General features: G+C 72.8%; 21 protein-coding genes. 10 read left to right on the top strand and 11 right to left on the bottom strand.

Annotation, left to right across the window (positions count from 1 at the left end):
- Window positions 1–138: 138 nt before the first annotated feature.
- The 5 genes from ACIQMU_RS22000 (at window position 139) to ACIQMU_RS21980 (ending at window position 2,634) form a co-directional block, all read left to right on the top strand.
- Window positions 139–723, top strand: a complete 585-nt coding sequence (locus tag ACIQMU_RS22000; protein WP_402689529.1) for a hypothetical protein — start codon at window positions 139–141, stop codon at window positions 721–723.
- An 82-nt stretch (window positions 724–805) separates the two neighbouring features.
- Window positions 806–985, top strand: coding sequence for a hypothetical protein (locus ACIQMU_RS21995; RefSeq protein ID WP_352242768.1), 180 nt, complete (start codon window positions 806–808; stop codon window positions 983–985).
- Between the two features lie 131 nt (window positions 986–1,116).
- Window positions 1,117–1,575, top strand: a complete 459-nt coding sequence (locus ACIQMU_RS21990) for a BlaI/MecI/CopY family transcriptional regulator (RefSeq protein WP_352242767.1) — start codon at window positions 1,117–1,119, stop codon at window positions 1,573–1,575.
- A 9-nt stretch (window positions 1,576–1,584) separates the two neighbouring features.
- Entirely contained in the window at window positions 1,585–2,154 is a 570-nt protein-coding gene (locus tag ACIQMU_RS21985) for an amino-acid N-acetyltransferase (protein ID WP_352242766.1), read from the top strand.
- A 144-nt stretch (window positions 2,155–2,298) separates the two neighbouring features.
- Entirely contained in the window at window positions 2,299–2,634 is a 336-nt protein-coding gene (locus tag ACIQMU_RS21980; protein ID WP_352242765.1) for an Lsr2 family protein, read from the top strand.
- On the opposite strand, the gene ACIQMU_RS21975 is transcribed toward ACIQMU_RS21980, so the two are convergent.
- Window positions 2,613–3,215 carry an SCO3374 family protein gene (locus ACIQMU_RS21975; protein ID WP_352242764.1) on the bottom strand — a complete coding sequence of 201 codons (603 nt, stop codon included), beginning with the start codon at window positions 3,213–3,215 and terminating at the stop codon, window positions 2,613–2,615. The two genes, ACIQMU_RS21980 and ACIQMU_RS21975, sit on opposite strands and share 22 nt — an antisense overlap.
- 450 nt (window positions 3,216–3,665) lie before the next feature.
- On the opposite strand from ACIQMU_RS21975, the gene ACIQMU_RS21970 reads away from it, so the two are divergent.
- Window positions 3,666–6,194: an ATP-dependent Clp protease ATP-binding subunit gene (locus tag ACIQMU_RS21970; RefSeq protein ID WP_352242763.1), complete on the top strand. Its 2,529-nt coding sequence runs from the start codon at window positions 3,666–3,668 to the stop codon at window positions 6,192–6,194.
- A gap of 79 nt (window positions 6,195–6,273) precedes the next feature.
- Here the strand turns inward: ACIQMU_RS21970 and ACIQMU_RS21965 are convergent, their stop codons facing one another.
- Complete coding sequence (locus ACIQMU_RS21965; protein ID WP_402689504.1) at window positions 6,274–9,543, bottom strand: NACHT domain-containing protein; 3,270 nt, start codon at window positions 9,541–9,543, stop codon at window positions 6,274–6,276.
- The gene (locus ACIQMU_RS21960) at window positions 9,540–9,896 is read right to left on the bottom strand and encodes a trypco2 family protein (protein ID WP_352242761.1); all 357 of its coding nucleotides are present in this window, start codon (window positions 9,894–9,896) and stop codon (window positions 9,540–9,542) included. The genes ACIQMU_RS21965 and ACIQMU_RS21960 overlap by 4 nt, the downstream gene beginning before the upstream one ends.
- 453 nt (window positions 9,897–10,349) lie before the next feature.
- On the opposite strand from ACIQMU_RS21960, the gene ACIQMU_RS21955 reads away from it, so the two are divergent.
- Entirely contained in the window at window positions 10,350–11,045 is a 696-nt protein-coding gene (locus ACIQMU_RS21955; protein ID WP_402689503.1) for a M23 family metallopeptidase, read from the top strand.
- A gap of 453 nt (window positions 11,046–11,498) precedes the next feature.
- On the opposite strand, the gene cseC is transcribed toward ACIQMU_RS21955, so the two are convergent.
- The 5 genes from cseC to ACIQMU_RS21930 form a co-directional block, all read right to left on the bottom strand.
- On the bottom strand, window positions 11,499–12,836 hold the full coding sequence (cseC, locus tag ACIQMU_RS21950) for a two-component system sensor histidine kinase CseC (protein WP_352242759.1): 1,338 nt from the start codon (window positions 12,834–12,836) through the stop codon (window positions 11,499–11,501).
- A 53-nt stretch (window positions 12,837–12,889) separates the two neighbouring features.
- Window positions 12,890–13,606: a two-component system response regulator CseB gene (gene cseB, locus ACIQMU_RS21945; RefSeq protein ID WP_352242758.1), complete on the bottom strand. Its 717-nt coding sequence runs from the start codon at window positions 13,604–13,606 to the stop codon at window positions 12,890–12,892.
- Between the two features lie 117 nt (window positions 13,607–13,723).
- Entirely contained in the window at window positions 13,724–14,371 is a 648-nt protein-coding gene (locus ACIQMU_RS21940) for a hypothetical protein (protein WP_352242757.1), read from the bottom strand.
- Between the two features lie 167 nt (window positions 14,372–14,538).
- Entirely contained in the window at window positions 14,539–15,213 is a 675-nt protein-coding gene (locus ACIQMU_RS21935; protein ID WP_402689502.1) for a SigE family RNA polymerase sigma factor, read from the bottom strand.
- 200 nt (window positions 15,214–15,413) lie between these two features.
- Window positions 15,414–16,319 carry an A/G-specific adenine glycosylase gene (locus ACIQMU_RS21930; protein WP_352242755.1) on the bottom strand — a complete coding sequence of 302 codons (906 nt, stop codon included), beginning with the start codon at window positions 16,317–16,319 and terminating at the stop codon, window positions 15,414–15,416.
- Window positions 16,320–16,611: 292 nt separating this feature from the next.
- Between ACIQMU_RS21930 and ACIQMU_RS21925 the strand changes: the two genes are divergently transcribed.
- A complete protein-coding gene (locus ACIQMU_RS21925; protein WP_402689528.1) occupies window positions 16,612–17,358 on the top strand; it encodes a hypothetical protein in 747 nt (248 codons plus the stop codon).
- 85 nt (window positions 17,359–17,443) lie between these two features.
- On the opposite strand, the gene disA is transcribed toward ACIQMU_RS21925, so the two are convergent.
- Both disA and radA read right to left on the bottom strand, forming a co-directional pair.
- Window positions 17,444–18,568: a DNA integrity scanning diadenylate cyclase DisA gene (gene disA, locus ACIQMU_RS21920; protein WP_352242754.1), complete on the bottom strand. Its 1,125-nt coding sequence runs from the start codon at window positions 18,566–18,568 to the stop codon at window positions 17,444–17,446.
- An 80-nt stretch (window positions 18,569–18,648) separates the two neighbouring features.
- Window positions 18,649–20,070: a DNA repair protein RadA gene (radA, locus tag ACIQMU_RS21915; protein WP_402689501.1), complete on the bottom strand. Its 1,422-nt coding sequence runs from the start codon at window positions 20,068–20,070 to the stop codon at window positions 18,649–18,651.
- A 256-nt stretch (window positions 20,071–20,326) separates the two neighbouring features.
- Here radA and ACIQMU_RS21910 point away from each other — a divergent pair, with 256 nt between their 5' ends.
- Window positions 20,327–22,177, top strand: coding sequence for a hypothetical protein (locus ACIQMU_RS21910; protein WP_402689527.1), 1,851 nt, complete (start codon window positions 20,327–20,329; stop codon window positions 22,175–22,177).
- 113 nt (window positions 22,178–22,290) lie between these two features.
- Here ACIQMU_RS21910 and ACIQMU_RS21905 read toward each other — a convergent pair whose 3' ends face one another.
- Window positions 22,291–23,148 (bottom strand): hypothetical protein, encoded by an 858-nt coding sequence (locus ACIQMU_RS21905; RefSeq protein ID WP_402689500.1) that lies wholly within the window; start codon window positions 23,146–23,148, stop codon window positions 22,291–22,293.
- A gap of 39 nt (window positions 23,149–23,187) precedes the next feature.
- Here ACIQMU_RS21905 and ACIQMU_RS21900 point away from each other — a divergent pair, with 39 nt between their 5' ends.
- On the top strand, window positions 23,188–24,138 hold the full coding sequence (locus ACIQMU_RS21900) for a Ppx/GppA phosphatase family protein (protein ID WP_352242750.1): 951 nt from the start codon (window positions 23,188–23,190) through the stop codon (window positions 24,136–24,138).
- Window positions 24,139–24,142 lie beyond the last annotated feature (4 nt).

The raw sequence follows: 24,142 nt of genomic DNA, 5'->3' as shown, positions 1-24,142 counted from the left end.
GTACCTGCGGAAACGGCCGGGGCCGGAGCCAGGGGCGATGCCGGGGTGCGCCGCGCCACCGACGACCAGTTAAGCGGATTTTGTCCATTTAGCACGTATTGTCGCGTTATGCCCACGCCCTACGGTTCACGAGGCGGCATGGCGTTCAGCGCGGACGAGCTGCGGGTGCTCCGACGTGCCCTCGCCATCGCCCTCCATCCCATGCCCCTGTCCGACGAGGACGTCCAGGACTGCCTGCGGCTCGCCGGCTCCGTGGACGAGGCGGCCGGCGAGGCGGGTCGGCTGCGAGCGTTCCTCCTCGCCGACCTCGCCCGCTACCGCAACGCCCTCCCCGGTTCCACCACCGGCTACCTGGAGCTGCTCCAGGATGCCCTGGCGGCCGGTTACGACCCCCGCCCCGACGATCTGTCCGCCCTGCGCGCCCTGCGCGGCAGGCCGGCGGCGGCGGCCCTCCTGGAGCGCTGCCAGGTGCTCGCCGAGCGTTCCGTGCGGGCCCGGCTCGCCGGCCGCTCCGCCGGGCTCACGGCCCCCGGTCCCCGCAGTCGGCTGCTCGCGCTGCCCGGCGGGCGCGCGGCCGGCCGGGAGCCGGACCGGCCCCGGACTCCGGCCGCCCCGAACCCCCCGCGCAAGCCCGGCGAGCGCCCGATGCCCAAGCCCTCCGAGGCGTTCCCGCCGCGCCGCCGCCCCGCGCCGCCCCCCTCCGAGGAGCGGGCGGCCGGCTGAGCCGCCCCCGAACGTCCGACGCGGCGGCCTCCACCGGGAGGTCGCCGCGTCGGACGGTTCGGGGCTCGCTACTCTGGACGGCATGGACTATGTATCCGCGCTCGTGCCCCCCGTGGTGATGGCCGTCTTCTTCATCGCTCTGATCGTGATCATCGTCAAGAGCCAGGGCGGTCCGAACAAGACCAAGGAGGACGGCGTGGTGGACGCGACGCTCGCCCGCGCGGAATCCGCAAAGCAGACCGCTCGTCCGGAGAATGCCTGACCGCTGGAGCGGCCCGCACGCCCCGCTTCTCCCCGACGCGTGCAACCGGAGCGCACGACCCATCAGGGCCGTGCGCTCTTTCGCTGTGTAAATACCAGGACATTCAGGGCATCTGACACTAAAGTGATCCCGTGCCCCGTCAATTGGGAGATCTCGAAGACGCCGTGATGACGCGCGTCTGGCAATGGAACCGACCGGTCACGGTGCGGGAAGTCCTTGAGGACCTTCAGCGGGAACGGTCCATCGCGTACACGACCGTGATGACGGTAATGGACAATCTCCATCAGAAGGGCTGGGTGCGCAGGGAAGTCGACGGCCGGGCCTATCGATATACGGCCGTCTCCACCAGGGCCGCCTACTCGGCCGCACTGATGAACGAAGCCTGGTCACGCAGTGACAACCCCGCCGCCGCGCTTGTCGCGTTCTTCGGCATGATGTCCGCCGAGCAGCGCGAAGCGCTGCAGGACGCTGTTCGCATGGTTTCCCCCAACCCTGCCGAAAACGCCCCCGGTGACCTCGCGGAACCGACCGCCGGGACCACCGGAGAGGACACCCCGGCCGATGCCGCGGCTCCGGAGAGCGGGCGATAGCGTCGGGGCATGTCCTCAGACCAGCCGCAAAGTGATCCCGATACCGAACTCCATACCGACCCGTCGGTAAATAGGCTCGCCATCACCGTCCGGCGAGCCAGGACGAGTGATGTCGCGGCCGTGCGCCGACTCCTCGACGGGTACGTCTCCGGTGGCATCCTGCTCGACAAAGCGACCGTCACCCTTTACGAGGACATCCAGGAGTTCTGGGTCGCGGAACGCGACGAGGACGCGACGGTCATCGGGTGCGGCGCACTTCATGTCATGTGGGAAGACCTGGCGGAAGTGCGGACCCTTGCGGTCGACCCCCGGATCAAGGGCGCCGGAGTCGGACACCACGTACTGGACAAGCTCTTGCGGACCGCGCGATGGCTCGGTGTCCGCAGGGTTTTCTGTCTCACCTTCGAAGTGGACTTCTTCGCGAAGCACGGCTTCGTCGAGATCGGGGAGACGCCTGTTGACACCGATGTCTACAGCGAGCTGCTGCGTTCCTACGACGAGGGCGTAGCGGAGTTCCTCGGTCTCGAACGAGTGAAGCCGAACACCTTGGGCAACAGCCGGATGCTTCTGCACCTGTGATCTGCAGAAGGACCTGCAACCCTATGTCCGAATCGCGCACGTTTCCCGTCTTCTCCGAGTGCTGAACCTCTCCGGGGGGTTTGTGTTTTCGGTGGAAAAGCGGTTTCCTTTCCGCGTACTCCATTTTCGATGAAAGGAAATCCCGTGGCACAGAAGGTTCAGGTCCTTCTTGTCGATGACCTCGACGGAGTCGAGGCCGACGAGACCGTCACGTTCGCGCTTGACGGCAAGACGTACGAGATCGACCTCACCACGGCCAACGCGGACAAGCTTCGCGGACTTCTCGAGCCCTACACCAAGGGCGGACGTCGCACCGGCGGCCGTGCCGCCGCCGGCCGGGGCAAGGGCCGCGCCGTGGCCGGAGGCAACAAGGACACCGCGGAAATCCGCCGGTGGGCGCGGGAGAACGGCCACAACGTGAATGACCGCGGCCGCGTTCCCGCCGAGATCCGCGAGGCTTACGAGAAGGCCAACGGCTGATCTGTCGCGCCCCTTGTCAGCACCCCGGAACGGGCGCGTGACAACCGGACCCGATGGCATTCGGTGGCCGCGGCGTCCACCAGGCGTACGAGATCGGGGGCATCCCCACCGCTGCTCCCGAAGCCCGCGAGGGCCGGCAGCGCCGGCTCGGGCGCACGCCTCGGCTCTGGGGGCCGCAGCCACACAGCGGCCCCCGGCGAGTCTCCCGGGGCGCCGGGGAGAGGCGGGGCCGCGACGCGGCCCCCCGCACCCACGGCGGTCAGCTCCAGCGCGAGAGGGCCCCACTCCAGCCAGTCGAGCAGTCCCGGCAGCTCATCGGCGCCGCCCGCGGCGATCAGCAGTCCCATCCGCGCACCGGACAGCAGCACGGGACCGGTGCGCAGGCCGCGCCGCAGCACCGCGTGCCCGGCCTCGGCGGGGAGCTCCAGCACGTCGAAGCGCACTCCCGTGAGCAGCCGCAGGGGAGCGTGTCCCACGGTGGCCCAGCCGAGCTCTCCGGCATACCGCCGGGCGAGGGCGGCGTCGGCGGAACCCGGTGCGGCATCGGGGGAGAATCGGGGCTGCGGGACGGTGGGGGTCATGTCGGATGAACCGCCGAACCACCTCCGGGGTTACGCACGGTCCGCGCGGCATCACGTTCCGTCCCGTCCACAGGGGCGCGCGAGCGCGTTCAGCAGCGCAAGGATGTTCGCCCGTAGCGGAGGGAACCGGGGCGCGCCGCATGGACTGTCAGTGATTGCGGGTAAGACTTTCCTAGTGGGAAGGGGCGACACGCTGGCCGAGGCGTCTCACGTTCGCCATCGGCGTACTGGCGATAGGGGTATCTGCCTGGCCTGCGGGAACATCGTCTCGCACCATCGGGTTGGAGCAGTTGTCAGCTGTTCGGCAGTAAGAATCCCCGCCCGGCGCGGGGTGATCCGGACGGATGTCGGCAGTTGGAATGAGCTGTCCCGTCCTGCGGGACTAGCATGCGGAAGGACTGGGAGGGGACCGACCCCTCACTGACCGACCGCTCTGAGGAGCGATTAACGATGTTCGAGAGGTTCACCGACCGCGCGCGGCGGGTTGTCGTCCTGGCTCAGGAAGAAGCCCGGATGCTCAACCACAACTACATCGGCACCGAGCACATCCTCCTGGGCCTGATCCATGAGGGTGAGGGTGTCGCCGCTAAGGCCCTGGAGAGCCTCGGGATTTCGCTCGAGGCGGTCCGCCAGCAGGTGGAGGAGATCATCGGGCAGGGGCAGCAGGCCCCTTCCGGACACATCCCCTTCACCCCGCGAGCCAAGAAGGTCCTGGAGCTGTCGCTCCGCGAGGCCCTTCAGCTGGGCCACAACTACATCGGCACCGAGCACATCCTGCTCGGCCTGATCCGCGAGGGCGAGGGCGTCGCCGCCCAGGTCCTCGTGAAGCTGGGCGCCGACCTGAACCGGGTCCGGCAGCAGGTCATCCAGCTGCTTTCCGGCTATTCGGGAGGCAAGGAGGCGGCGACCGCGGGCGGTCCCGCCGAGGGCACGCCCTCCACGTCCCTGGTGCTCGACCAGTTCGGCCGGAATCTCACCCAGGCCGCTCGTGAGTCCAAGCTCGACCCGGTCATCGGGCGCGAGAAGGAGATCGAGCGGGTCATGCAGGTGCTGTCCCGCCGGACCAAGAACAACCCGGTCCTCATCGGCGAGCCCGGCGTCGGCAAGACGGCGGTCGTCGAGGGCCTGGCCCAGGCGATCGTCAAGGGCGAGGTGCCCGAGACCCTCAAGGACAAGCACCTCTACACCCTGGACCTCGGCGCCCTGGTCGCCGGCTCCCGGTATCGGGGTGACTTCGAGGAGCGCCTGAAGAAGGTCCTCAAGGAGATCCGCACCCGCGGCGACATCATCCTGTTCATCGACGAGCTTCACACGCTGGTCGGTGCGGGTGCCGCGGAAGGCGCCATCGACGCGGCTTCGATCCTGAAGCCCATGCTGGCGCGCGGTGAGCTCCAGACCATCGGCGCCACCACGCTCGACGAGTACCGCAAGCACCTGGAGAAGGACGCCGCTCTCGAGCGCCGCTTCCAGCCCATCCAGGTGGCGGAGCCGTCGCTGCCGCACACCATCGAGATCCTCAAGGGTCTGCGCGACCGTTACGAGGCCCACCACCGGGTCTCCATCACGGACGAGGCCCTCGTCCAGGCCGCGACCCTGGCCGACCGGTACATCTCGGACCGCTTCCTGCCGGACAAGGCGATCGACCTGATCGACGAGGCCGGTTCCCGGATGCGCATCCGCCGGATGACCGCGCCGCCGGACCTCCGCGAGTTCGACGAGAAGATCGCGGGCGTCCGCCGCGACAAGGAGTCGGCCATCGACTCCCAGGACTTCGAGAAGGCGGCTTCCCTCCGTGACAAGGAGAAGCAGCTGCTGGCGGCGAAGGCCAAGCGGGAGAAGGAGTGGAAGGCCGGCGACATGGACGTCGTCGCCGAGGTCGACGGCGAGCTCATCGCCGAAGTCCTGGCCACGGCCACCGGAATCCCGGTCTTCAAGCTGACGGAGGAGGAGTCCTCCCGTCTGCTGCGCATGGAGGACGAGCTCCACAAGCGCGTCATCGGGCAGAAGGACGCCATCAAGGCCCTTTCGCAGGCGATCCGCCGTACGCGAGCGGGTCTGAAGGACCCGAAGCGCCCCGGTGGCTCGTTCATCTTCGCCGGCCCGTCCGGCGTCGGTAAGACCGAGCTCTCCAAGACGCTCGCCGAATTCCTCTTCGGCGACGAGGACGCGCTGATCTCCCTCGACATGTCGGAGTTCAGCGAGAAGCACACGGTTTCCCGCCTCTTCGGTTCGCCCCCCGGTTACGTGGGGTACGAAGAGGGCGGCCAGCTCACCGAGAAGGTGCGCCGCAAGCCGTTCTCCGTCGTCCTCTTCGACGAGGTCGAGAAGGCCCACCCCGACATCTTCAACTCCCTGCTCCAGATTCTGGAGGACGGTCGCCTGACCGACTCCCAGGGTCGGGTCGTGGACTTCAAGAACACGGTCATCATCATGACGACCAACCTCGGGACCCGGGACATCTCGAAGGGCTTCAACCTGGGCTTCGCCGCCCAGGGCGACGTCAAGACGAACTACGAGCGGATGAAGACGAAGGTCAACGAAGAGCTCAAGCAGCACTTCCGGCCGGAATTCCTCAACCGTGTCGACGACACGGTCGTCTTCCACCAGCTGACCGAGGAAGACATCATCCAGATCGTCGACCTCATGCTCGCCAAGGTGGACGAGCGGCTCAGGGACCGCGACATGGGCATCGAGCTCAGCTCCGAGGCCAAGTCGCTCCTGGCGAAGAAGGGCTACGACCCCGTGATGGGCGCCCGGCCGCTGCGCCGGACGATCCAGCGGCAGATCGAGGACATCCTCTCCGAGAAGATCCTCTTCGGCGAGCTGCGTCCCGGTCACATCGTGGTCGTGGGAACCGAGGGCGAGGGTGACGCGCAGACGTTCACCTTCCGCGGCGAGGAGAAGTCGGCTCTGCCCGACGTCCCGCCGATCGAGCAGGCGGCAGGCGGCGCCGGCCCGAACCTCACGAAGGACGCGTGACGCCCGCGTAGGGCACACCTGAGGGGCTGCCCCGGAACCGGTTCTCATCACCGGTCCGGGGCAGCCCCTTTTCGGCGGTTCAGTGGCGGGCTCCGGTGAGGCGGTCGCCCAGCGCGTCCGCTCCGAGAACCGGGCGGCGCTCCTGTCCGCGGAGGTCCACCGTCAGTCCCGGCCAGTCGTGGAGCGAGGTGAGGTCCAGCTTCCCGGTGTGGCCCGAGGCCCGCAGGGTGAGGTGGGAGACCTCTGGGAAGAGCGTACGGAGCGGGGACAGGTCCGCGCCGTCCGCCGGGGACGGCACCGTCAGACTGTCGATGGACGGAACGGGCGGCGCGTCACCGGCTCCCCCGGGCCAGGAAGTGAACTCGATCTCGTTGATCCCGGGGTGCGCGCGGAGTCCGGCGAGCGCCTCCTCGAAGTTCGCGAGTCCGGACACCTTCAGCGACACCAGCGACGACCAGTCAGCGAGCCCGTCCAGAGAGAACGGGCGCTCACCCGACAGACCGAGGTGGGTGACCCCGGGGTGAGCGGGGATGAGGCTCAGCCCGCCCGCCGGGAGGTTCCGCAGGTCCAGCAGGGCCAGGCGGCCGGGCAGGGCGGCGACCTGCTCCCAGTGCGCGGGCGGCACCGGCCCGATGTCCAGGAACAGGGTGTGCAGCGCGGTGAACCCGGTGAGCGGTCGCAGGTCCCTGATGCCGGAGCACTTCTCGACGGACAGCTCACCCAGCCGGTCGCGTACGGGAAAGAGGCAGGAGAGACCGTTGAGCCCCTGGTGGTCCCGGACGGAGAGGCTCTCCAGCTCCTGCTTCCCCTCCAGTGCCGCGCTGATCTCCGGCTCCGGCAGATCGCCGCTCAGGGCCAGGCCGCGAACGTGGGGGAGACGGCGGAGGGCCCTGAGCCGTTCGCGATCGCCGACCGGCAGGAGGGCGGCGGAGAGGTCGCAGTGCGCCAGGACCTCGGTGGCGTACGCCTCGGGAGGGAAGTTCCGCCAGCTGTGGGCGAACGCGTGGGCGGCCCGGGGGTGGGCGAGGGCCCAGGCGCGGGCGTGGGGCACGGCCTCGCTCCCGCCGATCTCGGTGACCAGATTCACCAGATGCCTGACCGACGGGTCGTCGTGCGCCAGGCTCTCCGGCGCGGGCAGTCCGGCCAGCGCCGCCGGTCCCAGTCGTGCCACCGCCTTGACCTGGTCGTGGTCCCGTAACGGGGGCAACGCAGCCGTGCTCCGGCGGACCCGCTCCCGCACCCCCTCGTCCAGCCATGCCGCGTGCTGCGCGCACAGGGCGGCCAGGACGTGGAGGTCGAGGCGTTCCCTCGCCCCGTCCCCGTGCTCCAGGCCCGCGTCCAGCAAGCCTTCCACCAGCACGGCCAGCTCCCGCCGTCCGCAGTGGCCCGCCGCCAGCAGGATCACGTCCTGCCAGGGCTCCTCGTCCGCGTGGCGCAGCAGCTCGTTGAGGTGGTCGTCCTCGACGAGTTCCTTCGCGGCCAGATAGTCCTGGAAGGTGCGGTGGACGAACTGGTAGGCGGAGTCCGCGCGCTCCTGGAGCAGGCCGCTGCGGTTGAGGAGGTGGGTGAGGATCTTCTCGGGCGGGCCCTGCGCGCTCACCCGTTCCATCCCCGCCAGCGCACGGCCGAGCTGGCGCAGTGCCTGGTCCCGGGTGAACTCCGACTGGCCCTCGCGGACCAGCCAGACGGCGATCCGCTGGAGGAGCTGGGTGGATTCCTCGATGTCGAGTCCGATGCCCTCGGGGGCCCCGATCCTCCGGCGGCGGTCGCGGTGGCCGAGGAGCATTTCCAGGGCCGAGCGGTACAGCTTCCAGCGGGTCTCCGGGAGGAAGCCGTCGCGGCGGCGGTGCAGGGCGCAGATCACCGCGCAGAGCAGCGGGGTACGGGCCAGGTCGCGGAGCGCGGCGTTCTGGCCGAACTGGCGGGACAGGTCGTGTTCGAGCTCGTCCAGCCGCTCGTGTCCGTCCTCGGAGAGCCGCGCCGCCCGGTGCCAGGAGGCCGCGAACGCCTGGACGTCCTCGTCCCGCATCGGCAGCAGTCGCAGTTCCCCGAAGCCCTCGGAGCGCAGCCAGTCCGGCTCGACGGCGAGCGGGCGTACGGTCGCGACGCACCGGAGGTCCGGATAGCGGCTCACGAGCCGGCCGAGCCAGGAGTGCGCCTGCTCGCGTTCTTCCGGCGATACCTCGTCGAGGCCGTCCACCAGCAACAACGCCCGGCCGGACTCCAGGACCCGGCCGGCCCAGCCCTCCGGGGCCGCGTCGATCACCAGCCCGGCCGCGCCCGACAGCTCCGCCGGGCCCGGGAACGTACCGCCGCGGGCCCGCAGGGTGCGCAGCGGCACGACGAAGGGCACCAGGCCGTTCAGCGGGGCCAGTGCGTCGCCCAGGGTGCCTGCCGAGGCGTGCGCGGCCAGCCACCACAGCAGCGTCGTCTTGCCCGCGCCCGCCTCGCCGCGCAGCAGGACCCGGGGGCGGTCGGCGAGGAGGGCGTCGATGCGCTGGGGGAGGGGCGGCGCGGCGGCGGCGGCGCCGGGAGCGACCCGGTCGCTTCGCGGGTCCTGGGCCTCCAGGCTGAGGTAGGCGGTGTCCAGGTCCCACTCGGCGTCGTGCCGGCTCAGCTCGTCCAGGCCGAAGATCTTCGTACGGCGGTACGCGGCGCCGAGCGCCTGGGCGTACTCCGCCTCGTACCGCAGGTCTCTCGGGAAGCTGCCGTGGACGCGTTCCTGGCGCAGGCCGGACCCGGTCCGCTGATAGACGAGGCGGAAGGGCTTCGCCGCCAGGACCGGGGTGAGCGGGACGCACTCGACCCGGCGGCCGCCGCGCTGCCGGGGGACCTGCCGGGCGATGCCCAGCAGTACGTCCCCCATGAAGACGGGACCGCCGGAGAGCCCGGACAGGAGGGCCGGCTCGTCGTCCGGCCCCGTGGCGGGCGGGCCGTCGAGGTCGCAGACCAGCAGGTCGCGGACCCGGCCCGCCATGGGCAGCACGGTCGCCGTGTACTGGTCCGCCTCCAGCCGCCGGTCGCGACCGTAGCGCTGCACGCGGGGGAAGCCGGTGATCTCGCACCCGGGCATCGCCTGGCGGGTGTCGACCACGCCGAACCGCACGGGAGGGACCGGCCGCACCGGTTCGACGGCCTGGAGGAGGGCCGCGTCCAGCTGGTGGTCGATCCAGGCGACGGTGGCCCGTACCGGATCCGGGAGGGCGGGGTGGGCGACGCGGACGGCCCCGGACTTGACCACATGGGCGCAGGTCAGGATCAGCTGGTCGGTGAGCAGGACGCCGCTGCCCTGGCGGATCGCCGTCACGACCACCGTGCGGTCGGCGGGCTGGGTGACGGTCGTGCTCATGTACGGGTGGCTCCGTCACCGAACCCCGCCGTGGAGCCGTCGTCCCGGGTCCCGATCTCCCACGCCTCGCCCGTCGCGGCGTCGCGCGGGGTCAGGGTGAAGGCCACCTTGTGCGTGCGTCCCGCGGTCCGTGCGGCGTCCGCGCCCGCCTCGACCACCCAGGCTTTCACCTTGCCGCCCGCCCTGGCCTCCCGGCGCAGTTCGAGGGTGAACTCCATCTGGATGTCGCCGACCGCGAAGGAGACCGGGTGGCCGGTGGCCCGGGTCGCCGCGTCGATGAGCTGGTTGCGGATGGACGCGACGGCGTCGGCCAGCTCGATGCCGTCCAGCGCGTGGGTGTTCTGGGCTGTCATGGGTCCCCCGGGGTGCGGTGCCGTTTCCCGCCAGCGTAGTGAAGCGGCGCGCCGAAGGTCCCGAATCGGAAGGACCAAGGCCCCACCGGCGGTGACAAGGCGCACAGCCCGAAACAGCCCTACTAACCGCGCTAGGACAAGGGGCCGTGATCCGTCGCGGGACCTTCGGCCCGGTGCCGGGAGGTCCTTTCGAAGGTGTGGGCGATACAGCCCTTTCGCGGCTCCATGTCCGGAAACACCCCCATCGAGCAGGCGCTAAACGTCATCGCGCAAAGGATCTCCGGGCCCTCGCTGCCCACCCGTACGGGGACAACCGCGACGAATTCCCCCAGTCCTCTCTACGGCTTTTCTTCGTAGATGGGGTGTTTGAGCACCGGCGGGGGTGCGGGTTACCAAGGTGGAGCAAGCCCGGACAGCACGCCGGGTCCACTCACCTTCGGAGGACTTCCTCGTATGAAGCGCGCAACGAACCAGCACACCATCCGCCCGTCCGTCTCCCGCGTCCGTGGCGCCGTCCTGGCCGCCGGCCTGGGGGCGTCCGTGGTGCTGGGTGCCGGAACGGCGTTCGCCTCCAGCGGCGCCGACGCTGCCGCCGCTCCCCTCGCCGCGAGCTCGGCCGCCGACGCGGTCGCCCAGCAGGCGACCGCGCAGGGCAAGGCCGCCGCGGAGAAGGCGTCCGCCGCGAAGAAGAAGGCCGAGGACAAGAAGAAGGCCGCGAAGAAGAACGCGGCCTCCTGGAAGGCCCCGGTCAAGAAGTACACGCTGAGCGCCAGCTACGGCACCGGCGGAGCCCGCTGGGCCGCCAAGCACTCCGGGCAGGACTTCGCCGTGCCGGTCGGCACCGACGTCGTGGCCGCCCACAAGGGCACCGTCGTGAAGGCCGGCCCGAACGGCGCCGGCGACGGCCCCGCGTACGGCAACGCCGTCGTGATCAAGCACTCCAACGGCAAGTACTCGCAGTACGCGCACCTGTCGAAGGTCAACGTGAAGATCGGCCAGACCGTGAAGACGGGCCAGAAGATCGCCCTGTCCGGCAACACCGGGAACTCCAGCGGCCCGCACCTGCACTTCGAGATCCGCACCAGCCCGAACTACGGCTCGGCGCTCAACCCGGCCGCGTTCCTCCGCTCGGTGCACGTCTCCATCTGATCCGGCCGGCCCGGGGCGGGCCCGGCCGGACAGGGCCGGGCACCCCCGACCGCGCAGAACCGCCGGCATCCGGCGGGCGCGCAGCACAACCGAAAAGAGCAGTGGACCCGTTACACCCCGGTACCCGGGGCGTGCGCCCGGGTCACCCGACCGGCGGCGACGCCGAGGACAGCCTCGCGGCTCACTCCTCGGGGTCGCCGTCGGCGTTCCACCGCGCCCCGCGCCCCGCGCCCCGCGCCCCGCGCCCCGCGCACCGCGCCCCGCGCACCGCGCCCCGCGCACCGCGCCCCGCGCCCCGCGCCCCGCGCCCCGCGCCCCGCGCCCCGCGCCCCGCACACCGTGCCCCGGGTTCGCGGGCCGAGTGCGACGGACGACGGGCGCGACGGCGGGTGGGCCCGCGGGGGTACCGGACCCCAGCGGGGCCGGACCGGCAGTCGTCGGCCGGTGCGGGGGTCAGTCCGACGGCTGCCGCTGGTCCGCCATCCGCAGCACCGGGAAGCTCCCCGTCACCGTCGGCGCGTGCTCCGGCAGCCACAGCACCGCGATCGCCCCGCCCGTGCCCTCCGCCGCCCCCGCCGGCGCCGCGTTGCGGAAGGTCAGCCGGGCCCCCAGCACCCTCGCCTGTCCCGCCGCGATCGTCAGGCCCAGCCCGTGCCCGTGCCCGGCCCGGTCCACGCTCCCGGTACGGAACCGGCTCGGCCCGTCCCGCAACAGCTCCTCCGGGAACCCGGGGCCGTGGTCACGGACCCGCACCACCCGGCCCTCGACCGTGACCTCCACCGGGGTGGAGCCGTGCTTGGCGGCGTTCCCCAGCAGATTGCCCAGGATGCGCTCCAGCCGGCGCGGATCGGTGGAGACCCACGACTCGTGCACCACCCGCACGGTCACACCGGGATCCAGCAGCCCGATCCGGCGGTTGACGAACTCGCCGAGCGGCAGCTCCTGGAGCTCCGCCCGCTCCGACGCGCTGTCCAGGCGGGCCACCTCCAGCACGTCCTCCACCAGGGTGCGCATCGCCTGGGCCCGGTCCCGTACCAGCTCGGTGGGGCGGCCCGGCGGCAGCAGCTCGGCCGCCGTGAGCAGCCCGGTCACCGGGGTACGCAGCTCATGGGCGATGTCCGCGGTGACCCGGCGCTCCGCCTCGATCCGCTCGTTCAGCGCGTCGGTGAGCGCGTCGACCGCCCCGGCCAGCTCATCGGTCTCGTCGCGGACGACACCGCCGACGGCCTCCCTGACCCGTACGTCCGTGTGCCCCTGGGCGACCCGGCCCGCCGCGGCCGCCGCCTTGCGCAGCCGGCGCGAGAGCTGGCCGCCGATGAGGACCCCGAGCGCGCAGCCGCCGAAGACCACCGAGACCGAACCGATGATGAGGGCCCGGTCCAGGTCGTCCATGATCGTGGCGGAGCGGTCCGCGAACCGCGTGTGCAACGAGAGCATGTCCCCGTTCGCCAGCGGGACCGCCGCCCAGACGTGGGGGATACCGTCGGGGCCTTCGGTCACATGGGTGGCCCGGCGGTTCTTGCGGACCTCCTCGCGCAGGCTCGGCGGCATCGTCGGGTCGTTGAGCTTGGCCCCGAACTTCGGGCCGCCCTTCTGCATGGTGGTCGCCTCGTAGAACCGCTGGGCGCCCAGCAGCCGCTCCAACTGCACCTCGCGGGCGTTCTCGATCATCGAGACGCGGGCCGCGTTGTGCACCACGAGGCTCAGCGCCACCGCGACGAGCGCGCCGACCGCCGCGATGGCGATGCTGATCTTCCAGCGGACACCGGTCCGCAGGGCCGGTCGCCTCATCCGCGCCTCACCAGCCGCCTCATCCGCGCACCACCGGTCGTGTCATCCCCGCCTCATCCGCGCAGCTTGTAGCCGAAGCCGCGGACCGTGTCGATCCGGTCCTGGCCGATCTTGGTGCGCAGCCGCTGGACGTGGACGTCCACGACCCGGGTGTCACCGCCCCAGCCGTAGTCCCAGACCCGCTCCAGGAGCTTGTCGCGGGACAGGACGGTGCCCGGCGCGGACGAGAACTCCAGCAGCAGCCGCATCTCGGTGGGCGTCAGCGCCACCTGCTCACCGGCGCGCCGCACCTCCATGCCGTCCGTGTCGACCTCAAGATCGCCGAAGACCAGCACGCCGCCGAGCGCCTCGGCGTCCCCCTCCGCCCCGCCGCCCCGGCCCGGGCCGTCCGGTCCGGCCGCGTGGCCGAAGCGGCGCAGCACCGCGCGGATGCGGGCGACCAGGACCGCGCCGTCGAAGGGCTTGGTGACGTAGTCGTCGGCCCCGGCCTCCAGGCCGAGCACCACGTCGATCGAGTCGGCCCGCGCGGAGAGCATGATCACCGGGACGGTGGACTCGTCCCGGATGCGGCGGCACAGGCTCACTCCGTCCAGGCCCGGCACCATCACGTCGAGCAGGGCGATGTCCGGCCGGTCGGCGCGGAACGCCTCCAGCCCGGAGAGCCCGTCGGGCATCGCCGTGACCGCGAAGCCGACCCGTTCCAGGGCGAGCTGGGTGGCCTCGCGGATGACGTCGTCGTCCTCGACGAAGAGGACGTGGGTCTCGGCCATGGGGTGCTTCTCGCTTTCCGTTCCTGCCCGGTTCCACCGGTACGACGTCGTTGACGCCCGGTCCACCGCTACGACGTCGGCATCCGGTCCACCGGTACGCGCCGTCGACGCCCGGTCTCAGTTCCCGCCCGGTTCCGCCGGTTCCTCCGTCGGAACAGGTTCCACCGGCTCCGACTGCACGGGCAGGTCGCCGTCCGTGCCCTCGACGGCCCGGCTGAAGTCGTTGTGCACCCGGTCGTGCTCGGTGAAGCGGTCGCTCGCCCAACGGTAGGTGACCACCTCCGAGCCGGACGGGTACGCCAGCGGATCCTTCGATCCGTAGACCTGGGTCGTCACCACCAGGTCCCCCCGGTCGATCGTTCCGTAGACGGCGGGGACCTCGGCCGCGAAGACGTTCTCGTACGAGCCGTCGTCGTCCGCCCGGTACACATACGTTCCGACGCCCACCGAGTCGGCGCAGCTCATCACGTTGACCACCACGTCGGCGGTCCGGCCGCCGGTCATCGACCCGTAGGAGGTGTCGATCGGATACGCCCTGCCCGCGCAGGGCCGCAGCTCCTCCCTGACCTGCTCGCCCACCTCGGGGTCGTCCTTGAGGAGCCGCACGGCGTCGACCCGCCTGACGGGCGGCGTCGTGCCGGAGGGGCTGGCCCGCGGGCTGATCTGGGCGACCGGCTGACTGCCGGCGGGGCCCTCGTCCCGGGTGCCGGTGCCGCCCGTGGTGCAGCCGGCGCCGAACAGTCCGAAGGCGACGAGTCCGGCCAAGGCCGTGCCACTCGCCGCCCTGCCGCCCCGGAGGCTCCGGGCCCGGCCCGGTCTCCCCGGGGCGTCGCCCCCGTCCGGCCCTCCGGGACCGTCCACGGAGGAAACGCCCGCCTCGGCGCCGCCCGGGGAACCGTCCCCGGGGCCGCCCCCGACGCCGCTGCTGCCGCTCAGGCCGCGCACCGCTCCATCCCCCGCTCGTCGTGACGCCCGTGCCGCTGCGCCGGTGTGTGTGCCCTCGCCCCCGGCACCACCGTCGTGACCGGCGACCGCTGGGCGGGGACACGGGCGGAGGCGACCGGCGCCGCGCTCCGGGGGCCGCCGGTCTCCCGGGCGACCGCCTCGCGGCTGGTCAGCTCACGGCTCTCCAGTTCCTGACGCAGTCGCGCCAGGGCCCGGTGCAGCGTGCTCTTGACCGTACCGGCCGACATGCCGAGCGCCGCGGCCGTCTCCTCCGTGCTCATCTGCTCCCAGTGTCGCAGCACGACGACGCTCCGCTGCTTGGGAGCCAGAATGCCCAGAATGTCCATCAGCAGGGCGCGGTCGGCGCGCTGCTCGCTGCCGTCCTCGACGCTCGCGTCGGGCAGCTGCTCGGTCGGGACCTCTTCGAGCTTGCGCGCCCGCCACCACTCCGTACGGGTGTTGATCATGACGCGGCGCAGATAGGCGTCGGCCAGGGACTTGTCGGCGATGCCGTCCCAGCGGCCGTAGGTGCGCACCAGGGCGGTCTGCAGCAGGTCCTGGGCGTCCACCGGGTCGGGGACCAGACGGCGCGCGCTGCGCAGCAGCGCCTCCTGCCGTGTGCGTACGTAGTCCTCGAACGCGAGCGCCTCGCCCTGCGCCATGACAACCGCCTCCGTCCCCGACATCCCCGTGCAACGCCGGGCCGCGGGTGTTCCGCGGTCCGGCCGTCCTGCTGTCGGAGACGCTACGGAGGCGTTGTCACGGCGATGTGCGGAGCAGCCGTAGGCCGGTGCACGGCTGTCCATCGGTTGTGTAACGGCGTGGGGCCGCGGGCGCCCGGGGCGCCCGGGGCGCCGGGGAGTCAGCTCAGCGGCAGCCGGTAGCGGCCGTCCGCCAGCGGCTCGACCAGCCCGTCGGCCACCAGCCCGTCCAGCGCACGGGCCCGCTGCACCGGCTCCTCCCACACCGCGTCCAGCGCGCTCTGCGGTACGGGGTTCACCGCGTCCCGCAGCACCGCCAGCAGCCGCCCGCGCACCTGGCGGTCGGTCCCGGCGTACGTCTGGCCCTTGCGCGGCGGCCCCTGGTGCGCGGGCTTGCCGGCCAGCCGCCAGGCACACCGCGAGGCGATCGGGCACCGGTCGCAGTCCTCGTTGCGCGCGGTGCACACGAGGGCGCCCAGCTCCATCGTGGCCGCCGCCCAGCGCGCCGCCCGCTCGTCCTCCTCGGGCAGCAGCGCCCGCGCGAGCTTGCGCTCGGCGGCGGTGGTGGCGTTCGGCGGGTACTGGACCCCGGACGCGGCGCGGGCGAACACCCGGCGGACGTTCGTGTCGAGCACCGCGTGCCGCTGCCCGTACGCGAACGAGGCCACGGCCGCCGCCGTGTACTCGCCGATCCCGGGCAGGGCCAGCAGCTGGGCGTGCTCGCTCGGCACATCGCCGCCGTGCCGTTCCGCTATCGCCTGCGCGGCCCCGTGCAGGCGCAGCGCACGGCGCGGGTAGCCGAGCCGGCCCCAGGCGCGGACCGCCTCCCCGGGCGCCTCGGCGGCCAGGTCGGCGGGGCGGGGCCAGCGGGCGAGCCACTGTTCGTACACCGGGAGGACCCGGCTCACCGGGGTCTGCTGGAGCATGAACTCGCTGACCATCACTCCCCAGGCGCCCGCTTCGGGGCGGCGCCAGGGCAGATCGCGGGCATGCTGCTCGAACCACCCGATGACGGGGGCGTGGAGGGAGGCGGCGGGGGGCGTCTGTGTCGAAGTCATGGCAGTCATCGCACTGACGATCCTGGCACGGAAGAGGGAGCGGCGGTCACGGGCGCGGGGGTGTCGGCCCGCGCGGCGGCCCAGGAGACGGCAACGCCACCCGTTCTGTCCCCTGTGACCGGATCCCCGTGATGATGATCGGCAAAACTTGCGGCCGGAGCGGCGGGTGGGGCCCGAGCCGGTCCGGATCTCTCGTAGAGTTCGGACCGTGGGATCTATGCGCAATCCGGTCGGTCCGCTTCCCTCCAGCATCTACTGGCGACGAAGGGCGGTAGCGGGACTTCTGGTTGCGCTGCTCGCCGTGCTGGTCGCCTGGGCGATGACGTCCGGAGGCGGCGGCGGGAGCCGGAACGACGGCAAGTCCGGCGGCTCCGACCCGGCCAGGTCGATCGACCCCGGCCCCTCGGGCACCGGCCCGGCGATCAGCCAACAGCCGGGCGGCCGCGACGAGTCGGACGAGGACGGCGGTTCCGGGGGCTCCGGGGGACCGGGCGGCTCCGACGGCGGCTCCGGCGCGTCCTCGGGCGGCGCGAGCGACGGCGCCTCGTCCGACGGGGCGTCAACGTCCGGCGCCGGCACGGCCGGTACGGGGGCCGACGGCGGCGGAACGGCGGGCCGTCAGGTCCCGGCCGGCTCCCCGCTTCCCGAATGCGAGCCCGCCGCGGTGGGGTTGAGCGTGCGGACGAAGGTCAGTTACGGCCCCGACGACAAGCCGGAGTTCGAACTGATCGTGAAGAACACCTCGTCGGCCACGTGCAAGGCCGACCTCGGGCCGAAGAACGCGGTCCTCACGGTCACCGAGGCCGGGGGCGAGGACGACGACCCGGTCTGGTCCTCCAAGGACTGCCCCGCCGCGGCCGGCCCGCTGTTCCTGCGGGTCCCGGCGGGTGCGACGGTGATCCACACGGTGGACTGGAACCGCGCCCTGTCCGCCCCCGGCTGCGCGACCCCGTCGGCGGGCGAGGCCGGCCCGGGGACGTACCTCCTGGAGGCGAAGGCCCCCGGCGAACCGGTCCAGCGGGCATCCTTCGTCCTCGCGAAGGACTGACCGGGCCCCCGCCTTCGGCCCGTGTCCCGCCGGGCGGCACGCGGAAGAGGGCGCCCACCTGGACGCCCTCACCCGCGGCCGAACCTCAGACGTACCGCTCCAGGATCGACGACTCCGCCAGCCGCGACAGGCCCTCCCGCACGCTGCGCGCCCGCGCCTCGCCGACGCCGTCCACCGTCTGGAGGTCGTCCACGCTCGCCGCCAGCAGCTTCTGGAGCCCGCCGAAGTGCTCCACCAGGCGCTCGATGATCGCCCCCGGCAGCCGCGGCACCTTCGCCAGCAGCCGGAAGCCCCGGGGGGACACCGCCGAGTCGAGCGTCTCGGGCGAGCCGCTGTAACCCAGCGCGCGCGCCACCACCGGCAGCTCCAGCAGCTCCGTGTGGCTCAGCGCGTCCAGCTCGGTCAGCGCCTCGGCCACCGTGCGCGACCGCTTCGCCGTCGGCTCGGGGACGTAGTCGCGGACGACCAGCTCCCGCTCGGGCTCGACCCCGGCGATCAGCTCGTCCAGCTGGAGGGAGAGCAGGCGTCCGTCGGTGCCGAGCTCGACCACGTACTCCGCGATCTCCGTGGCGATCCGCCGCACCATCTCCAGCCGCTGGGCCACCGCCGTCACGTCCCGGACGGTGACCAGGTCCTCGATCTCCAGCGCGGAGAGCGTGCCCGCGACCTCGTCGAGGCGCAGCTTGTAGCGCTCCAGCGTGGCGAGCGCCTGATTGGCCCGGGACAGGATCGCGGAGGACTCCTCCAGGACCCGTCGCTCACCGTCCACGTACAGCGCGATCAGGCGCATCGACTGGGAGACCGAGACGACGGGGAAGCCGCACGCCTTGGAGACCCGGTCCGCCGTGCGGTGACGGGTGCCCGTCTCCTCCGTGTGGATCGAGGCGTCCGGGACCAGCTGCACGCCGGCCCGCAGGATCTTGGTCATGTCCTTGTCGAGGATCAGCGCCCCGTCGAGCTTGCAGAGCTCGCGCAGGCGCGTCGCCGTGAACTCCACGTTCAGCACGAATCCGCCGGTGCACATCGACTCGACGGTCTTGTCCATGCCCAGCACGATCAGCCCGCCGGTATTGCCGCGGAGAATGCGCTCCAGGCCGTCCCGCAGGGCCATACCGGGCGCGACCGCGCTCAGCGAGGCGCGCATCAGCGCCTCGTTGCCGGTGCCTTGGCCGGACTTTCCGGGCGTCGTCGCCCGGTCGTTGGCTGCCACTGCACTCCTCCGGTCACAGGTTTGCGGTGCCCTTGCGTCCACCATGCCGTGTCCACGGGCGGGCGAGACCAGGGCAAAGTCTACCGGCGCGCGTTGTCTTCCTGACGAGGCTGCGGCGCCTCCTGGCGAGACCGGCGCGGGAGGACCCGCAGAGCGTCCCCGATGTCGGCGACTTCCGTGACCTTCATACCGGCCGGGACCCTCCCGGGGTCCGTCGGAACGAGGGCGTGGGTGAAGCCCAGGCGGTGTGCCTCGGACAGCCTGCGCTGCACCCCGGTGATCCTTCTGACCTCGCCCGCGAGCCCCACCTCACCGATCGCGACCAGGTTCTTCGGGAGCGGGGTGTCGCTGGCCGCGCTGGCCAGCGCGAGGGCGATGGCCAGGTCGGCGGCGGGCTCGGTGAGCTTCACGCCGCCCACCGTCGCGCTGTAGATGTCCCGCTTGCCGAGCGCGCTGATCCGGCCGCGCTGCTCCAGCACGGCGAGCATCATCGAGACCCGGGACGTCTCCAGGCCGGAGGTCGTGCGCCGGGGCGAGGGGATCTGCGAGTCGACGGTGAGCGCCTGCACCTCGGCGACCAGGGGGCGCTTGCCCTCCAGCGTCACCGTCAGGCAGGTGCCCGGAACCGCCACGTCGCGACGGGTGAGGAAGAGGCCCGAGGGGTCGGCGAGGCCGGTGATGCCCTCGTCGTGCAGCTCGAAGCAGCCGACCTCGTCGGTCGCCCCGTACCGGTTCTTGACACCCCGCACCAGCCGCAGCCGGGCATGGCGGTCGCCCTCGAAGGACAGCACCACATCGACCAGGTGCTCCAGCAGCCGGGGCCCGGCGATCGCGCCGTCCTTCGTGACGTGGCCGACGAGCAGCGTGGCCATCCCGCGCTCCTTGGAGGCCCGGATCAGCGCCCCGGCGACCTCCCGGACCTGCGCCATTCCGCCGGGCGCGCCGTCGATCTCGGGCGAGGCGACCGTCTGCACCGAGTCCAGGACGAGCAGCGAGGGCTTCACCGCGTCCAGGTGGCCGAGCACCGCGGACAGATCCGTCTCCGCCGCGAGGTAGAGGTGGTCGTTGATCGCCCGGATGCGGTCGGCCCGCATCCGGACCTGGCTCGCGGACTCCTCGGCGGTCACATAGAGCGTGCGGTGGTCGTCGCTCGCCGCCTTGGCCGCGACGTCCAGCAGCAGCGTCGACTTGCCGACCCCCGGCTCGCCCGCCAGCAGCACGACCGCACCCGGGACCAGCCCGCCGCCGAGGACCCGGTCCAGCTCGCCGACGCCCGTCGAACGGGCCGTCGCCTGCCGGCTGTCGACCTCTCCGATCGGCACGGCCGCCGTGGAGACCCGTCCGGCGGCGGTGGTGCGCACGGCGGGGGTGCCGCCGAACTCCTCGACCGTCCCCCACGCCTGGCACTCGGGGCAGCGGCCGAGCCACTTCGCGGTGGTCCAGCCGCATTCGGTACAGCGGTAGGACGGCCGGTCCTTCGCGGATTTCGTACGGGCAGCCATGGCGTCACCGTATAGGTGGGGTGTGACAACGCCGCCCGCACGGTCGGGTGCGGGCCGTCCGCACCCCTCGGCGTGACCTCCGCCCGGTCGGCGTGCGCGGGCCGTCCGCGCGCAGGGCGCGCGGCGGGTGCTCCTGAGCGCTCTCGTGCGTATGCGCGTTCTCTGTCCTCTTTCGAGGGATACATTCACCCGTAAGGATTAAATGCGCTCAAGGGGCACTTGGGGCGTGTGCTCGTTTGCCTACGGTCGCCGGGTGATGAGCAGCAGGCTGGAGATCCCCACGCACACCACCGGCGCACACCGGGCGCACCGCCGAGTGCCCAACGCCCCGGCCCAGCGACCGCCCGTGCGGTACGAGCCGTATCTCGACGGACTCTTCACCTACTGCCTCTCCGTGCTCTGCGATCACGACGCGGCCACCGACGCGCTGGGCGCCGTCCTGTCGATCGCGGACCGGCAGGACGCCCGGGAGCCCACGGCCGAGGAGGAACGTCAATCCTGGCTGTACGCGCTGGCCCGGTGGACGTGCCGGCGCGTCCTCACCGAGCGCCTGTGCGGCCGTCAGGCGCACCGCCGGCCCTCCGGGACGGCGAAGCCGCCCCGCACGGTCAAAGCCTCCGCGCCGCCCCGCCGCCCGGGGGCGCACACCGACCGGCGCACGCCGGAGCACACCGCCCCCGTCACCCCGGAGGACGCCGTCCTGCCCGCCCCCGCGGAGTCGCCGGCCGCCGAAGCCCGCCGCCGGGAGCTCGCCACGCTCGCCTGGCCCGAGGCCGCGGGCACCACCCCGGAGCAGCGCGAAGCGCTCGAACTTGCCGTACGCCACCGGCTCGCACCCACCGCCGTCGCGGCCGTGCTCGGTCTGGAGCCGGCCACCGCCCGGGAGCTGCTGGCCGGCGCCGCCTGCGAGGTGGAGCGCACCCGCGCCGCGCTCGCCGCCGTGGAGGCCGGCGGCTGCCCCACCGTCGCCCGGCCCACCGGCGACCGGCGGGTGCGCCTCTCGGCCGCCCTGTGCCGCGAGCTCGTCCGGCACGTGGACGACTGCCCCCGCTGCCGTCGCGCCGCCGAGCGGGCGAACGCCGCCGGACCCTGGCCCGGAGCGGCGCTCACGCCGGTCGCCGCCCTGCCCGTCGTCGAGGCCCCACGGCCCTCCGTGTACGTCGCGATGGCCCAGGCCCGGCGCTCCCGCGCCGCCGGCCCGCGCCTCGACCGGGCCGGGTACCCGCTCGACCCCAAGGACCAGGCGGCCCGCCGGGACCGCCTGCGCGCCCGGGTCGTGACGACCACGGTGGTCGCGACGGTGGTCGCCGCCCCCGTGATCGCCCTCTGGGCCGCCTACCGGGGGGCGCCGCAGACCGGCGAGGGCCACGACGGCTCCTCGGTCAGCGCCCCGGAGGTGGACGGCGCCGGAGGCACGAGCGGCGCCCCGTACGCCCCTTACGAGAACACCGGCAACGGCCGCCCCGGCGACCGCCTCGGCGCCCGCGTCCCCGACGTCACGGCCGAGGTCGTCAGCACCGGCGGCGCACGGCGTGGCGAAGGCCGGCTGACGGTGAGGGCCCGGACCTCCGGAGCCGTCACGACGCTCACGCTCACAGCGTCCGGCCGGGGGCCGGTCAGCTGGTCGGCGGTGACGGACGCCCCCTGGCTGCGCCTGAGCCGTACGTCCGGCACGCTCGCGGCCGGGCAGGGCACCACGATCGCCGTCTCGGTGATCCGGGACCAGCAGCCGGGCGGGCCGTGGCGGGCCCGGATCTCGCTGACCCCCTCGGGTTCGGCCGTGCTCATCGACGGTCACGGGGCCACCTTCCCGACCACGGGCGGCCCGCGCCCCACGCGCCCCGGAACGGACGCTCCCCGCCCCACGGACCCCGGCACCACGGACCCCGGCCCGACCGGTCCGGCCCCGACCGACCCGGGCCCCGGTCCCACCGGTCCGGACCCCACCGGCCCCGGACCGGACCCGACCGGTCCCACCGGCCCGCCGGACGCGACCGACCCGCCCGGCCCTGACCCCACGGACCCGACGCCGGGCCCGACCGGCCCGGACCCCACCGACCCCGCGCCGACCGGCCCGGGCCCCTCCGACCCGGCCCCCGCGGACTGACGCGCGCCCGCGGACGACGGCGCGGACCCGCGGTGGACGCGGGCGCCCGGGCCGGACGGCCGACGCGGCGCCGCGAGGGCCCCCGGCGCGCGCCCCGCTCAGGCCCGGCTCCCTCAGCGCCTCTTCGGCGCGGGAAGCGGGTCCGCCGGGTGCGGGGCCATCGGCAGCAGCGAGGACAGCCGCTCCTCGCACAGCTCGACCAGCCGGTCGTAGCCCTCCTGGCCCATCAGCTCGACCAGCTCCGGGCGGTAGGACACGTACACCGGGTCACCGGCGCCGTGCGCCGAGGTGGCCGAGGTGCACCACCAGTGCAGGTCGTGGCCGCCCGGACCCCAGCCCCGGCGGTCGTACTCCCCGATCGTCACCTGGAGGACCCGGGTGTCGTCGGGCCGGTCGATCCAGTCGTACGTCCTTCGCACCGGCAGCTGCCAGCACACGTCCGGCTTCGTCTCCAGGGGCTCCTTGCCCTCCCGCAGCGCCAGGATGTGCAGCGAGCAGCCCGCCCCGGCGGCGAACCCCGGCCGGTTCTGGAAGATGCAGGAGCCCTCCCAGCGGCGCGTCTGGCGCTCCCCGTCCTCGTCGACGCCGACCCAGCCCGTCTCCGTGCCGACGTCGTGGAACTGCCACAGATCCGGAGTGAGCCGGGCCACGTGCCCCGCGACCCGCTTCTCGTCGTCCTCGTCGGAGAAGTGCGCCCCCAGCGTGCAGCAGCCGTCGTCCGCGCGGCCCGCCTGGATGCCCTGGCAGCCGCTGCCGAAGATGCAGGTCCACCGGGAGGTCAGCCAGGTCAGATCGCAGCGGAAGACCTGCTCGTCGTCCGCCGGGTCCGGGAACTCCACCCAGGCCCGCGCGAAGTCGATGCCCTTCTCGTCGGACGGGACCGGCCCGCTCGCCCCCGCCTGCGCTGCCTGCTCGTTCGACTTCTGCTTCTTCGCGGCTTTGTCCTGCTTAGCCTTTTTCGTCTTTGGCACGCGGACAGCGTAAGTCCGATGGCGCAGTAGCGTTCCCCCATGAGACTCGGAGTCCTCGACGTGGGATCGAACACGGTTCATCTGCTGGTGGTCGACGCCCACCCCGGCGCCCGCCCGCTGCCCGCGCACTCGCACAAGGCGGAGCTCCGGCTGGCCGAGCTCCTCGACGAGGGCGGCGCGATCGGCCCCCTGGGCGTGGACCGGCTGGTGGCGACGATCGCCGGCGCGGTCCAGGCGGCGGAGGACAAGGGGTGCGAGGACGTGCTCGCGTTCGCCACCTCGGCCGTGCGCGAGGCGACCAACGCGGACCTGGTGCTGGAGCGCGTACGGGTCGAGACGGGCGTCGACCTCGCGGTCCTCAGCGGCGAGGAGGAGGCCCGGCTGACCTTCCTGGCGGCCCGCCGCTGGTTCGGCTGGTCGGCGGGGAAGCTCCTCGTCCTGGACATCGGCGGCGGCTCCCTGGAGATCGCCTTCGGCATCGACGAGGAGCCGGACATCGCGGTGTCGCTGCCGCTCGGCGCGGGACGCCTCACCGGCGCCTGGCTGCCGGACGACCCGGCCGGCCCCGAGCAGGTCAAGGCGCTGCGCCGGCACGTACGGGCCAGCATCGCGCGCACCGTCGGCGAGTTCAGCCGGGCCGGCCGCCCCGACCACGTCGTCGCCACGTCCAAGACCTTCAAGCAGCTCGCCCGGATCGCCGGCGCCGCCCGCACGACCGAGGGCCTGTACGTCCAGCGCTCGCTGAGCGGCAAGGCGCTGGAGGAGTGGGTGCCCAAGCTGGCGGCGATGACGGTCGAGGAGCGCGCCCGGTTGCCCGGAGTCTCCGAGGGGCGGGCCGCCCAGCTGCTCGCCGGAGCGCTGGTGGCCGAGGGGGCGATGGACCTGTTCGGCGTCCAGGAGCTGGAGATCTGCCCCTGGGCCCTGCGCGAGGGCGTCATCCTGCGCCGCCTGGACCATCTCCCGGTGGAACGGGCCGCACTGCCGGGGTGACGTA

The sequence above is a fragment of the Streptomyces sp. NPDC091649 genome (assembly GCF_044756785.1).
Taxonomy (GTDB): Bacteria; Actinomycetota; Actinomycetes; order Streptomycetales; family Streptomycetaceae; genus Streptomyces.
The sequence above is the reverse complement of the archived record's forward strand: the minus strand, read 5'-3'. Positions and strand labels throughout refer to the sequence as shown.